General features: G+C 74.3%; 13 protein-coding genes. 9 read left to right on the top strand and 4 right to left on the bottom strand.

Going from position 1 to position 13224, the window contains the following annotated elements; all coding sequences use genetic code 11:
• Positions 1 to 44: 44 nt before the first annotated feature.
• Entirely contained in the window at positions 45 to 1172 is a 1128-nt protein-coding gene (locus ACFU7Y_RS26425; RefSeq protein ID WP_380769856.1) for a polysaccharide deacetylase family protein, read from the bottom strand.
• A 403-nt stretch (positions 1173 to 1575) separates the two neighbouring features.
• Here ACFU7Y_RS26425 and ACFU7Y_RS26420 point away from each other — a divergent pair, with 403 nt between their 5' ends.
• The 3 genes from ACFU7Y_RS26420 to ACFU7Y_RS26410 all read left to right on the top strand — a co-directional run bounded on the left by ACFU7Y_RS26420 (position 1576) and on the right by ACFU7Y_RS26410 (position 3178).
• Positions 1576 to 1848 carry a hypothetical protein gene (locus tag ACFU7Y_RS26420; RefSeq protein ID WP_224281173.1) on the top strand — a complete coding sequence of 91 codons (273 nt, stop codon included), beginning with the start codon at positions 1576 to 1578 and terminating at the stop codon, positions 1846 to 1848.
• Between the two features lie 280 nt (positions 1849 to 2128).
• Positions 2129 to 2668, top strand: a complete 540-nt coding sequence (locus tag ACFU7Y_RS26415; RefSeq protein ID WP_380769855.1) for a sugar transferase — start codon at positions 2129 to 2131, stop codon at positions 2666 to 2668.
• 21 nt (positions 2669 to 2689) lie between these two features.
• Positions 2690 to 3178, top strand: coding sequence for an NUDIX domain-containing protein (locus ACFU7Y_RS26410; RefSeq protein ID WP_224281171.1), 489 nt, complete (start codon positions 2690 to 2692; stop codon positions 3176 to 3178).
• 75 nt (positions 3179 to 3253) lie between these two features.
• Here the strand turns inward: ACFU7Y_RS26410 and ACFU7Y_RS26405 are convergent, their stop codons facing one another.
• On the bottom strand, positions 3254 to 3793 hold the full coding sequence (locus tag ACFU7Y_RS26405) for a PTS fructose transporter subunit IIA (RefSeq protein WP_308020225.1): 540 nt from the start codon (positions 3791 to 3793) through the stop codon (positions 3254 to 3256).
• 449 nt (positions 3794 to 4242) lie between these two features.
• Here ACFU7Y_RS26405 and ACFU7Y_RS26400 point away from each other — a divergent pair, with 449 nt between their 5' ends.
• The 4 genes from ACFU7Y_RS26400 (at position 4243) to ACFU7Y_RS26385 (ending at position 7526) form a co-directional block, all read left to right on the top strand.
• Entirely contained in the window at positions 4243 to 4455 is a 213-nt protein-coding gene (locus ACFU7Y_RS26400) for a DUF397 domain-containing protein (RefSeq protein ID WP_181970881.1), read from the top strand.
• 813 nt (positions 4456 to 5268) lie between these two features.
• The gene (locus ACFU7Y_RS26395) at positions 5269 to 5763 is read left to right on the top strand and encodes a hypothetical protein (RefSeq protein ID WP_224281170.1); all 495 of its coding nucleotides are present in this window, start codon (positions 5269 to 5271) and stop codon (positions 5761 to 5763) included.
• An 80-nt stretch (positions 5764 to 5843) separates the two neighbouring features.
• A complete protein-coding gene (locus ACFU7Y_RS26390; protein WP_350526312.1) occupies positions 5844 to 5927 on the top strand; it encodes a putative leader peptide in 84 nt (27 codons plus the stop codon).
• A gap of 168 nt (positions 5928 to 6095) precedes the next feature.
• Positions 6096 to 7526, top strand: coding sequence for an acyl-CoA dehydrogenase family protein (locus tag ACFU7Y_RS26385; protein WP_224281169.1), 1431 nt, complete (start codon positions 6096 to 6098; stop codon positions 7524 to 7526).
• A gap of 35 nt (positions 7527 to 7561) precedes the next feature.
• Here ACFU7Y_RS26385 and ACFU7Y_RS26380 read toward each other — a convergent pair whose 3' ends face one another.
• Positions 7562 to 8554 carry an aminoglycoside phosphotransferase family protein gene (locus ACFU7Y_RS26380; RefSeq protein ID WP_224281179.1) on the bottom strand — a complete coding sequence of 331 codons (993 nt, stop codon included), beginning with the start codon at positions 8552 to 8554 and terminating at the stop codon, positions 7562 to 7564.
• A gap of 742 nt (positions 8555 to 9296) precedes the next feature.
• On the opposite strand from ACFU7Y_RS26380, the gene ACFU7Y_RS26375 reads away from it, so the two are divergent.
• A complete protein-coding gene (locus tag ACFU7Y_RS26375; protein ID WP_224284824.1) occupies positions 9297 to 10778 on the top strand; it encodes a hypothetical protein in 1482 nt (493 codons plus the stop codon).
• A gap of 38 nt (positions 10779 to 10816) precedes the next feature.
• Here the strand turns inward: ACFU7Y_RS26375 and ACFU7Y_RS26370 are convergent, their stop codons facing one another.
• Positions 10817 to 11305, bottom strand: coding sequence for a PAS domain-containing protein (locus ACFU7Y_RS26370; protein ID WP_224284823.1), 489 nt, complete (start codon positions 11303 to 11305; stop codon positions 10817 to 10819).
• 367 nt (positions 11306 to 11672) lie between these two features.
• Here ACFU7Y_RS26370 and ACFU7Y_RS26365 point away from each other — a divergent pair, with 367 nt between their 5' ends.
• Positions 11673 to 13184, top strand: coding sequence for a HEAT repeat domain-containing protein (locus tag ACFU7Y_RS26365; RefSeq protein ID WP_380769854.1), 1512 nt, complete (start codon positions 11673 to 11675; stop codon positions 13182 to 13184).
• The last annotated feature ends 40 nt before the right edge of the window (positions 13185 to 13224 follow it).

The following is a 13224-nucleotide window of genomic DNA, read 5'->3' as shown; positions in this document are numbered from 1 at the left end:
CGGCCCAGCCGACTTTCCACGCAACCGCGGAGGCGCCGTCCGCGCTACGCGACGGCCTGGCGGCGCCAGCGGCGGTAGGCCGGTTCGAGGCCGGAGAGGATGGTGTCGAAGCGGCGGGTGCTGGTGGTGGAGTCGACCTGGAGGCGGCTGATCTGGAGGGGATGGGAGGGGAGCCGGGGGCCCAGGCGGTGGTCGGAGAGGAAGCCGAGGCGGTAGCCGAGCTCCTGCAGGACGATTTCAGCACGGACGTCGTGGCCGCCGTCCGGGTAGGCGAAGGCGGTCGGTGGTTCGCCCAGCCAGCGGGTGAGGGCTTCGTGGGCGCCGGTGATCTCGGCGCGCACGGTGTCGTCGTCGCAGCGCCCGAGGCACGGGTGCCCCTGGGTGTGGTTGCCGATGGCGACGCCCCCGTCCCGCAGGGCGAGGAGGTCGCCCGGGGTCAGCTGCTCCTGGCGGGGCGGCCGGCGGTCGGCGCTGACCCGTAGCTCGTGCAGGCTGCGCCGGCGGTCCGGGTCCGGCATGGCCTTGAGCCGTCGGAGCAGCTGGGACGGGTGTCCGCAGTCGAGTGAGCGGGCCCGGCCCCCGTGCCGGGCGAGGAAGTCGGCCTCGTGCCACCAGAACGGCCGTTCGGTGCCGATGAGCTCCGAGATGACGAACGCGGTGGCCGGAATGCCCCGGGCGTCGAGGGCCGGCAGGGCGTGGGTGAGCACGCTCCGGTCGGCGTCGTCGAAGGTGACCAGGACGCTCCGGGGCGGCAGCGGCTGCCGCTCGGTCACGGCTTGGAGGACCGCGTCGAGCGAGACGGGCGTGGCGAGCCGCTGGAGCCGGTCGAGCTGGGCGCCGAAGGATCGGTGGTCGGTCACCCCGTGGTACGCGAGCACGGCGAGCCGCTGGGCGGCCAGGGCTCGGAACAGCGGCTGGACGGGGGCGAACCGCAGCCATTCGCCCCGAGCGTCCTGCTGTTCCGTATCGACGGCCGGCCGGTGACGGCCCCCGCCGTCCCGGTGTGCGCCCTGGTGGTGCTCGCCGTGCCGGCGCTCGCCGTGAAGAAGCTCCTTGTGCAGATGCTCGCCGTGCAGGCGGTCGGTGGGCCGGCCGGTGTCGTGCCGGTCCGCCGCGCATCCGGAGGGCGGAGGCAGCGCGCGCACGCCGGGTGCCGGCCGGGCGCGGGCCACGGAGGTCGATGTACTGGACTGGGACTGCGGCACGGTTCCCCCTCGTTCGCCGAGCGGCGTGGCGGTACCGCCGGAGGACGGAGCCCGGCCTCCGACTCCAGGGGCGGAGGCTCCGTCCCTGGATATTCCTGTTCTCGGTGGGGGGTTCACACCCGCCCCTCGAACGGCTCCTGGATCACTCAATGCCATTGAGACCGCTGCACCGGACGGATGGTTGTACCGGGGGGACGAGGATTTTTCGTGGACTGATTGTGGAGCCGGAATGCCCGCGCGGACGTCTCGGACACACTTCGGGGAGGTGCCGACGAGCCCCTGACCAGCCGGATCTCCCGGTTGCACAGGGTGTTCACGCCTTCACTCACTGCGGGCTGCCGCTCGCGCTGCCCCGGGGTACCTTGGGCTCATGGCAGATGCGGACCGTGACCCCCTCGACCTCCACGGGGCCTCCCGGATGGCTCGTGCGTGCAGCGGTGGAGCCCTGGTCACCCACCAGCTCCCGCTGGCCGTGGTGGGCCTGGCGTGCCTGGCGCTCGGCATCGTCGTGGCCGTGTTCGTTCCGGACAGTGACGGGCCGGCCTGGGCGATGGCGGTGGCCGGCTGTCTGGCGGCGGGCGTTCTGCTGCTCGGCCGGATCGCCTTCGGCGTGATCCGCGACCGGCGTCGCGCCGCGCTCTGACGGCATCCCGGTCGGCACGCCGGCCGTACGGTGGGCGGGTTCCGTCCGGACGATCCCCCCACCCGTTACGTCGATCGCTCTCGGCATTCCGAAACGGCAGATCGAGCGAAATTGGTCAGACCGACTGAATATCGTCCAGTCTGACAATCTTGAGTCCCCTTCTTTCACCATTCCAGGGCGAAGGCTCCATCCCGCCTCTACTGTGAATGGGTTCTTCCGGCTCGAAGCGTCGCGGAGGGGGAGCGATGGGCGGCAGACCGGATCGTGCCATGGCCGCTTCATGAGACGCGGTGGCGACCTCGCCGTCGCCGTCCTGGCCGCGATCGTCGCACTGCCCCTGGCCCTGCTGATCGCCGCCCTGCTCCGCTGCACCACCGGCGGCCCGGTCCTCCAGCGGCAGACCCGGACCGGCCGGCACGGCCGCGAGTTCCAGATCCTGCGCTTCCGGACCGGCGGGGACGGCCGGCTCACCGCCCTGCTGCGCCGCAGCGGCCTGGAGGAGCTGCCATGCCTGTGGAACGTGGCGCGCGGCGAGATGGGGGTGATCGGACCCCGGCCGGCCAGCCCCGACCAGGTGGTGCGCTACTCCCGCCGTGAGCGCGACCGGCTCGCGGTGCGGCCGGGCCTCACCGGCTGGGCCCAGCTGCACGCCCTGAGCCGCGGCCGGACGTCCAGCCCGCTCAGCCGTCCCGAGTGGGCCGAGCTCGACCTCTGGTACGTCGAGCACCGCTCGCTCGGGCTCGACCTGCACATCCTCGGGCTCACCGTGCTCGCCCTGCTGCGCCCCGACACCGGCCGGACGCGCCAGGTCGGCCCGTGACCGCCCCGATAGGCTGCGGCCATGGCCATTCCCCCCTTCCTCGCCGAACTCCGCGCCCTCGTCGGCACCCGTCCGCTCTGGCTGAGCGCCGTCGTCGCCGTCGTGCTGGACGACCACGACCGGGTGCTGCTCGCCCGCCGGGCCGACGACGGCCGGTGGGCACCGGTCGGAGGCATCCTCGACCCCGGTGAGCAGCCCGCCGACGGCGTGGTGCGCGAGTGCGAGGAGGAGACCGGGGTGGTGGTCGTGCCCGAGCTGCTCGCCTCCGTCACGGTCTCGCCGCAGGTCACGTACCCGAACGGCGATGTGACGCAGTACCTGGTGCTGACCTTCCGCTGCCGCGCGGTCGGCGGCGAGGCGCGGGTGAACGACGACGAGTCGCTGGAGGTCGGCTGGTTCGGGCTGGACGAGTTGCCGCCGATGATCGAGAGCGAGCACGAGCGGCTGCGCCACGCGCTGGAGTGCGAGGGCCCGGCGGTCTTCACCTGGGAGGGCAAGGAGCGCCCCTGAGCCCGCCCACCGGCGCCCACCGCGCCCACCGGGCTCCTGCGGCCCCCGGGCCCCCAAGGCCCCGTCCGAGCGGGGTCAGCCCTTGTGCTGCCGGTAGGCCTCCTCCGCCGCGTCCAGCACCGCGGCCAGGTCCCCGCCCGCGGTGGCGGTCGCGGTGGCGGCCACCGCGCCCTCGACGAACGGGGCGTTGGCGAACCGGACCGGGAACGGCAGCCCGTGCTCGTCCGCGTCGGACAGCAGGGTGCGGACGGTGGTGACCGCCCCGCCCAGGTCGGCGAGCACCACCACGCCGTGGCCCTGGTCCACCCGGCGGGTCGCGGCGGCCACCAGGACGGCGCTGATGCCCGGTCCGTCCGACGGGTCGCCGCCGGTCGCCGCGACCGGCGCGGGGGAGTCGGATCCGGTCAACGCGAGCGCGAGGGAACGTACGGCGGTGGCCAGTTCCTGGCTGTGCGAGACCAGGACGATCCCGACCCGCCCGTGCGTGGCGGGCCTGGCGGGGGTCGGCCGGGGAAACGAGGTGGGCGAGGGAGGCGTACGGGGTGCGGGGGGATGGGCCGAGGGGGCGTCGGAGATGGGGATGACGTCGGCGCGGGTGCCGTCCCGGCGGCTCATCGGCTGCTCCCTTGAGCGGATCGGTGGATGGATCGGTGGGTGGGTGGGTCGTTCGGGCAAAGCGGTCGGGCAAAGCGGAGCAGTCGAGCAGCGCGGTGGGGCGGTGGGGCGGTCCGCGAGCGGCGGCGGCCCGGTCCGCGCGGGGCTGCCGAGGGCTCCCGGACGGCCGGCGGGCCCGCCCTTCCGGGCTTTCCGGGCCGCCCGGGCCGGGGAGGTGCCCGGGCGGCGTCCTGGCAGCACTCTGGCAGCTGCCCGCCGCCCCCGCCGGTCGGGACACGCCTCAACCCTTCCTCCGGCGGTGTCCGTCCCCGCCTGGAGGAGTCCTCGTCAACCCGCTGACCGGGGCGGGGCGGTGTGGCTAGGCTGGCCCCGGAACGCCGTCGGGAGGAGATCGGTCAGTGGGATCCAGCAGCGGGACGGACACGGAGGTCGGCGGGGCACAGCCGGGGCTGGCGCCGAACGGCAAGCCCAGGGTGGACTTCACCGGGGCGGAGTGGCTGTGCAGCAGCCAGGGCGTCGGGGACGTGCAGATCGCCTTCGTGGACGGCTACATCGGGATGCGGGACGGCCGCCAGGAGGACGGGCCGGTCCTGGTCTTCACGCCGGGCGAGTGGCGGGCCTTCGTGCTCGGCGCCCGGGACGGTGAGTTCGACCTCACCTGAGGCCCGAGCCGAGGCTTGCCGGGCCGCTCATCACGGAGCGGGCCCTCGTCGTGGAGCGGGCCCTCGTCGCGAACCGGACTCCTCTCGCGGAGGCCGGTTCAGGTCCGACCGGGCTCCCGACCGACGGAGGTCCGCTCCGCAGACGATCTTTCGGGTCCGAACATCACAAGTGATGATCCATTGAGCGTGCCCCGTCAGAATTTCTGTTGACTGTTAGACAAACGCAGCTCAGAGTATGAGCACGGGCAGACGCCGTGCCCACCGCCCCCACGCGGCCAGACACGGCGCCTGCTGTGCGGCCCGGCAGTACTGCCAGGCCATCCTCCCAGTCATCCCCTGCGCACCGGGGTGCGTCGGCCGGTCCCGGCCCCACGAGGGGCCGGCAGTCGCCGGGAGGCTGGCGCCGAAGCCGAGAGCGACTCGGATGACGGCACCGATGCTCGGGACCCGCACGCCCCCACGCGGCGGTGTCCCGAGCAGATCCACGGGAGCGACGGGCCGGGGCCCCGCGGATCTGGCTTGTGATGCATGGAACTGTTGGCTTGTGTGTTTGTGCTGTGTGCGATGACGAAGCTGGGTGCTCGGCAGTTCGGCACGACAAGTGCACAGTGAGGGAAACGCGTGTAGGGCCGCGTTGCGACATGCCGTCCCCCCGGAGGGTGAAACCCAGAACGGCTGTCGTGCTGAACCGAACGTAGCCCGGACGGTTGCTCAGAGTCAACATTGGTCTCTGAGCGTCGATCTCCCGCCCGTCCCCCGGCGGTGCCCCACCCACCTCGCGAGCGCGGTGTGCCGGACACGTACGATGTTCCCATGTCTTTTCTCCGCCGTCGCACCGGACAGCCCGCCGGCCCGGACTTCGACGTGCTCGCGATGGACCCGGGCGACTGGCCCGGTGACTTCGGTGCGGCCATGATGACCGGCCCGGACGGCTCCTGCCAGGGGATTTTCCTGCGCTACGACCTGTTCGGCGGCAGAGGCCCGGCGATGTTCATCGGCAACCTTCCCGAGGGTTCGCCCGCCCGGGAGACCGGGGACAGCGTGCCCTTCGAGGTGCGGCAGCTGCTCGCGGCGCTGGAGAACGACGAGCCGGTCGAGTTCGTCTCGGCGGAGGACTTCCCGGTGATGCTCGGGGACGACCTGCTGATCGTGAAGAAGGTCAAGGTCAGCGAGGAGCGCGTGTTCTGCGCCCAGTTCGGCCGCAGCGACGGCGTCCTGGTCACCATCGCGTCCTGGGACCGACCGATTTCGGACGACCTGTATCAGCTGCTGAAGCCGCTTCCGGCGGACATGTTCCAGCAGGGCTGATTCCGGCGGGGGCCACCGGCTCCGCCCGATGGCCGGACGCTGCTTGACGGTATCGATCAACGATTCGTACAGTCGCGAACATGCCGTGCCGTCTTCCGCTGCTGACCCGTCGCAGGCATCTCGACCTGCGGCGCACCGCCAGCGCGGCGTGTCCGGGCCGCTGAGGGGGATTCGTCCCCCGGCGGCGAGCGGTCGGCCGGGTGTCCGGTCGGCGCCGACACCAGGGGGCGGGCCGTGAGCCGGCCTCCGGGGCCGCCAATCGGTACCGCGCGCCCGTACGGGGTGCCGCCCGCATCAGCCGAGCCCACGCTGCCGCCCGGAGGCACAGCATCATGACGACCCGCGCCGCCAACCGTTCGACCGCCGATCGCTCGTCCGAGGACCACGCGTTCGACAACCGCCCCGTCGGCGACCGTCCGCCCAGGAGCGCCCCCGCCAAGGAGGCTCCCGTCAAGGACGCCTGCGCCGGACGCCGTTCCCGGACCGTTCCGCCGACGGCGGGTTCCGACCGGTCCGATTCCGGCCGTCTCGAATCCACCGGTTCCGCGTCCACCGGTTCCCCGTCCGCCGGCCCCGCCGGCCCCGCCGGTCCCGCACCCGACCGCACCGCGATCGAGACCGCCCTCGCGGGGCTGCCCCGGGTGGTCGACCTGCTGGCCGCCCGCGCCGAGGAGCACGACCGCGACGCGACCTTCCCGTACCAGGGGATCGAGGCCGTCCACGAGGCCGGACTGCTCACCCTCACCGTCTCCGAGCGGTACGGCGGGCCGGGCGGAACGCTCGCCGAAACCGTCCGGGTGCTGTCCCAACTCGGCCGCGGGGACGCCTCGGTGGCCGTGGTCACCGCCTTCACCCTGCTCCGGCACGCCGAGCAGGCCCGGCGGGCCGACTGGCCGACGGCCGGCTACCGGCGGCTGCTCACCGAGTCCCGGCGAGGCCCGGTCCTGGTCAACACGCTGCGGGCGGAGCCTGGTGCCGGGGCGGGCGAGCTGCCCGCGACGGTCGCCCGACGGGACGGTGACGGCTGGCTGCTGACGGGCCGGAAGACGTACTGCACCGGCGCCGAGGCGCTCGCCTGGATGGCGGTGACGGCGCGGACCGACGAGGAGGAGCCGAGGATCGGCACCTTCCTGGTCCGCGGCGAGAGCGAGGGCCTGGAGATCGACCCGACCTGGGACCAGCTCGGGCTGCGGGCCAGCGCCAGCCACGACGTCGTGCTGGACGGGGTCCGGGTGCCGGCCGACCTCGCGCTCGGCCTGGCGGCCGGTCGCCGGACGGCCCGTCAGGGCGTCGACGCCGAGGCCGAGCTCTCCCTGGCCTGGCACGACCTGGCCCTGTCCGCGGTGGCGATCGGCGTCGCCCGGGCCGCCGAGGCCTGGCTGATCCGCTTCCTCAACCAGCGCACCCCGGCCAACCTGACCGAGCCGCTCGGCACCCTGCCCCGCTACCGGACCGCCCTCGGCGAGATCGAGGCCCAGCTGATCGGTGCCGAGGAACTGGTCGAGGGCCTGGCCCCCCGGGTGGACCGGGGCGAGCCGGAGGCCGTCGCCCGGACCGGTCCGGCCCACCTGCTGGCCACCCGGGCCGCGACGGCGGTGGTCCAGCAGGCCGTCGCCCTCACCGGCAACCCCGGTCTGAGCCGGCGTCACCCGCTGGAGCGGTACCTGCGGGACGTGCTCAGCAGCCGGGTGCACCTGGCCCCGGACGAGACCGTCCTGGAGGCCGCCGGCCGGGCCGCCCTCGAACGGGGCGCCCGGCCGTAGGAACTCCCGCGACCCAGCGGGGGCCCGACCGCGGTTCAGCGGGTCCCGACCGCGGCGCGGACGGCCCGGCGGGCGAGCGCCGCGTCGTCGTAGAGCCGACGGATCATGATCCGCTGCTCCTCGCCGGCGCCCGGCACGTCGTACAGCCGGATCTCCCGCATCAGCACCAGCACCAGGTTCACCAGGAACGCGTCCCGGGCCAGCGTGCCGCCGCTCTGGGCGAGTTGGCTGATCTGGCGACGCGCCGCGGTGTCCCCGGACAGGACGCTCCAGAGCACCGCCAGGTCGTAGCCGGGCAGGTACCAGCCGGCCTGCTCCCAGTCGACCAGCACCGGGCCGGACGGCGCCAGCAGCATGTTGCTGAGCAGGGCGTCGCCGTGGCAGAGCTGGAGCGGAGTGTGGCCGAGGCCGTGCAGCAGGCCGCGCAGGTCGCCGGCGTCCCGGTCGGTGAGCTGGCCCACCGAGTGGTAGCGGGAGATCTCCAACTGGTAGTCCAGGCGTGGCTGGAAGACGTCGGTCGGCGGCCGCCACAGGTTCAGCGTGCGGACCGCGGTGAGCAGCGCCCGCACCTCGCCCGGGGTGGGCGCGTTGACCGGGTGGCGCTCGCGGGCCGCCGGGCGCCCGGGGACGCGCTCCATGACCAGCACGCACCGGTCGTGGTCGGCCGCCACCAGCCGGGGCAGCCGCACCGGCGGACGGTGCCGGACGAACGCCCGGTAGACCGCCACCTCGTGGTGGAAGTCGGCCACCAGCTGCTCGAAGTACTCACTCCGCACCGCCTGCGGCGCCAGGCACTTGGCGACCACCGGGGCCCGCCCGATGGTGCCCGCCACCAGGATGTGGCGGCTGCCCTCGCGCAGGACCTGACGCGGGGTGAACGCGGGACATATCCGCGAGACGCTGGCGAGCGCCGCCCGGACCGCCGGGGTCTGGAGCGCCGACGGATCGATCCGCTCCGGGCCGCCGCCGGGCTGGCCGGGCCGTCGGGCCCGCAGCACCTGGCCGTCGGCCTGCCGGGCCAGTGGCATCCGGCCACCGGCCGGCAGGGCGGTCTCGGGGGCGCGCAGCCCCAGCGCGGTGCGGCCGACGGGGCCCGGCGCCGTACGGCCGGTCGGGACGACCCGGGTGTCCGCGGCCCGGCCCTCGGCACCGCGCGGGGCCGCGGGCCGGCTCGCCGGGGGCACCGCTCTGGGGCCGGTGCGGCCGGCGGCTGCGGTGGGGGGGCGCAGCGCTGGGCGGGTCGTGGCGGGCGTGGGGGTCGTCGCTGAGGAGTACATGGGCTGAGGGTGGTCCCTTCCGGTCCGTCGGCGGGTGCTGCCCCGCGGGGGCGGGGGAGGGCCGGTGCCGTGTGCTTCCTGGCGTGACGGCGGCCCTGCGGGTGGTGCGGTACGGCATGCGGTGCGGCGGGTGGTGCGCGGGCGCCGGGCACGGACATGGGGTCGGGAACCCCTGTTCGGCGGTGCTCCGGCCGTCCGCACCCTGGGGAATGCGGTCGGCCGGACTGCCGTGGCCGTGCCCGGCGCCCCCGCGCCACCCGGCCGCGCCACCCCCTCGGGTGAGGACCGGGAGCGCCCCGTGCCACCGTCGGGGGACAGCCCCGACGCTGGTGGGACGCCGCCCGACCCGGGGGACGAGGTGACGCACCTCTACAACACACCCGTCGGGCACTGGCTTAGTAGTCTGGCGGGCCCTGGCGAACGGTGGCGAATGCTCGCCTGGCACTTGCCGGAGCCTCTAGCCTCGGATCAGCCGAGGAACCTGGGGGCTTCGTTGAGCAGGGAACCCAACACCCGACTGGCCGATCTGTTCGTCCTGACCGGATGGTCGAAGGGCGAGCTGGCGCGGCTGGTCAACCGTCGGGGTGCCGCGATGGGACAGCTGCAGCTGTCCACCGACACGTCGAGGGTACGGCGTTGGATCGAGCAGGGGGAGATCCCGCGCGATCCGGTGCCGAGGGTGCTGGCGGCCGTGTTCACGGAGCGGCTCGGCCGTGTCGTCACCACTGAGGACCTCGGTCTGGAACGACACCGGCCCACCAGGTCCGGAGCGGAAGCGTCCGCAGCAGTGCCATGGTCGCCGGATCGAACAGCCGCGGTCCTCACCGAGTTCACGGGAATGGACCTCATGCTGAACCGACGTGGATTGGTGGGCGCGGGAGCCGCGCTCACGGCCGGGGCGGTCATCGCCGACTCGTTGAAGGGCTGGCTGAGCGGGGACGCGGTCGCGTACGCGGCCTCCGTCCCCGGGCCGCGACAGGTGGTCACCGGGAGCGGAGCGCGCCCGGTGGTGGACGTGTACGACGCGGGCCCGGTCGGGCTCGACGAGGTGGAGTCGCTGGAGCACTCGGTGCAGGTGTTCCGGGCCTGGGACGCCGCCCGTGGCGGCGGGTTGCAGCGCAAGGCGGTGGTCGGTCAACTGAACGAGGTCGGCGGCCTGTTGACGCACCGACACGCGCCCGCCGTGGAGCAGCGGCTGTGGCTGGTCGCGGCCAACCTGGCGGTGCTGGCGGGCTGGATGTCGCACGACGTGGGTCTGGAGCCCACCGCCCAGAAGTACTTCATGATCGCGGCCGACGCGGCCAAGGAGGCCGGCGACCGGCCGCGGGCCGGCGAGGCGATCTCCCGGGCCGCGCGGCAGATGGTGCACCTGGGTCGGGCCGACGACGCGCTCGACCTGATGGCGGCGGCCAAGGCGGCCGGCGGGCAGCTGTTGCCCAGAACGCGCGCCATGCTCAACACCGTCGAGGCGTGGGCGCACGCCTCGATCGGACACTCCCAGGACACCTACCGGCTGCTCGGGGAGGCCGAGGACCTGTTCACCGAGGAGGCACCGGAGCCGCCGCCCTCGTGGATGCAGGTGTTCGACGAAGCCGAACTGCGCGGCATGCAGGCCCTGGTGCTGCGCACGCTGTCCGAGCACGACCCGGGGGCGGCTCCCGAGGCCCGCAGGCACGCGGAGCGGGTGATCACCCTGCGCGAGGGCACCGGACAGCTGCGTTCGGCGCTGTTCGACCGGATCACCCTGGCCTCGGTGCACCTGATCTCCGGGGAGCCGGACGCGGCGCAGTTCCAGGCGAAGATGGTGATGAACCTGATCGGTCAGAACTCCTCGCACCGGACCTGGGACCGGCTGCGCGAGATGTACCGGCTGACCGCGCAGTACCGCGGGCTGCCGGTGGTGGACGAGCTGCGGGAGGAGCTGGGCCGGGAGCTGAGGGCGGCGGACGCCAAGAACCGGCCGCGGCTTGGTTGACGGGGCCCGGGTGTGAGCGCCCGGGCCGGGCCGTCGGCTCAGGCCGGCGGGGCCGGGCGGATCAGCATGCGCAGCGCGACGACGGTGCCGTCCGTGCCGACGAGGGGCTCGCCCACGCACTCGACGCCGTCGTGCCGTCCGTCGGGCCGGCGGACCCGCAGGGTGCCGGCGGCGCAGCGGCCGTGCACCAGGGCGTCGGTCATCATCCGCCGCAGCAGCGGCCGGTCCCCCTCGGGGAGGCGGTCGGGCAGCCGGTCGAGGCTGAGCGGCCCGTGTTCCGGGTCGCAGCCGAGGAGGAGGTAGGTCTCCGGGCTCCACTGGATCCCGTCGGTCAGCAGGTCCCACTCGGCGGAGCCGATCAGGTCGCCGTCGATCGCGTCGTGGTCGCCGCCGTCGCCGAGACAGGGGCCGGACGGCTCCTGCGCCGTGCCGTCCACTCCGCCGTCCGTTCCGCTGTCGGCGTCGCCCGAGCCGTCTCCGCCCGCGGCGCCGGGCGCTTCGGCCGTGGCGCCGCTCCCGTCGCTCACCGCGCTGCTCCCGCCCGTCGGGGCGCCGTCCGCTGTGACGGCTCCCGGCGGGCGGGTGGCGCCTAAGGGCATGTTCATGGCAGACCCATCGTTCGGGGGACGTCCCGCGGCGTGCGGGGGGTTCGGACAGTGAGAAGACTGTCGCACAGCGTCGTCAACCCCGGGGGTGATTTGGACAGAACGCAGGCAAAATTCCACTGGCATATGCCACTGTGGCCGGAGGCTCCGTCGCCCTGTGTGCGGACGCGGGCCCGAGGCGGTAACCTTCGGTGATTCCGGCGCCCGGGCGCCCACCGCAGTACCGACCAGAGACCCCGGCGACGGAAATCCCGTTGCCACTACGACCGCCGCAACGGATGCTGACCTCATGTTCGAGCCAGTGATAGCACCCAGTGCCAGCCTCCTCGGCCTCCTTCAGCGAGGCCGCGGTGACGGGCAGCTCCACGCGCTGGCCGCCGACCGTGCCGAGGCCATCGCCGCGCTGGAGGAGTGCGTCACCAGGGACCCGCGAGCGGACTGGCAGGTCGAGAGCCGCTCCCTCTACTACGCGCGCATCTACATGGAGCTGGAAGCCCCCCTCGACGGCATCGAGGACCACCTCCACTCCGCCGAGGACCTGGTCACCGACGACGAGAGCCGCACCGGCCTCGCCCTCTCCGTCCTGGGCCACCTCGCCGCGTACGGCCGGCGCGACGCGCTGCTGATGCTGCGCGAGTACGCCGCCACCGGCGCCAACTGGTCCTGGGCCCTCGACGAGCTCGCCCTGCGCGACGACGACCGCGGCCTGCTGCTGCTCGGTACCGCCGTGCTGGACCGCTTCGCGCCGGGCCCCGAGGGTGACGCCGAGCTGCGCGAGTTCATCCGCAACGCGTACGAGCCCCGGCCCTGGCGGCTGTGGGCGGCCTACCACCCCAGAGTGGCGGCGGCCAGTGAACAGTCACCCTTCGACCTGTGGCAACGCCAGATCAACCGCAGCGGGGTCACTCCCGGCTGGTCCACCGCCGACGTGCTGGCCTGGGCCGACCAGGGCGAGCTCGGCGGCCTCGGCGCCGGCGCCTTCCTCGGCCGGCCCGACGTCCTCCCGGAGCCCGCGCGCGGCACCGACTCGCCGTCCGGCCCCGACGCGGTGGACCGCCGCGCCGCCGCGGCCGCCCGCTGCCTGACCGCCGTGGTCCGGCCGGAGGACCGCCCGCTGCTGCTGGAGGCGGCCCGCGACGGCCTGCCCGGCGCCCGGCGGGCCGCCCTGCGCCACCTGGTGGACCAGCGTGACCCGGCCGCCGTCGAACTGATCGAGGCCGCCGCCGCGGACGTGGACGACCGGATCGTCCGGGCCGCCCTGGAGCTGCTCGGCCGGATGCGCGGCCCCGAGGTGCTGGCGCACGCCCGCCGCTGGGCCGACCCGGCCAGCGGTGGTGCCGACAGCGCGCTCGGCGAGGCCGCTGTCCGGCTGCTCGCCGACGCCGGGGAGCCGGACGACGCGCCGCTGGTGGTGGCCGGGCTGCGTCGCTGGATCTCCGCGCGCGGGGTCAGCGGTACCGGGCTCGGGTCGCTGGTGGACGGTGCGGGGCGGCTGGTCGCCGCCGACGCCGTACCGGTCCTGCGCCACATCTACGGGGAGGCCGCCTCCTCGGAGCTGCGCGGACGTGCCGCCCAGGCGCTGGCCGCGACGGACGTGCACTTCCCCGAGGGGCCCGCCGTCGAGTGCCTCTGGGACTGCGAGGAGTCCACACGTGAGCTCGCCGCGCGCCATGTCGCCACCACGGGCGACGCGCGTGTGCTGGAGCGGTTGCGCAGGCTCGCCGCCGACCCGGCCGAGGAGGCCGAGGTCCACGCCGCCGTACGCGGCCGACTGACCGCCGCCCGGGAGCACGGGCGTTAGGGCCCTCGACGTTCAGTGGGCCGGGACACCGTCGGTGTCC

The organism is Kitasatospora sp. NPDC057542 (assembly GCF_042801945.1).
Classification (GTDB): domain Bacteria; phylum Actinomycetota; class Actinomycetes; order Streptomycetales; family Streptomycetaceae; genus Kitasatospora.
Note: the sequence above shows the minus strand (reverse complement) of the source record. Positions and strands in the feature narration are given on the sequence as shown.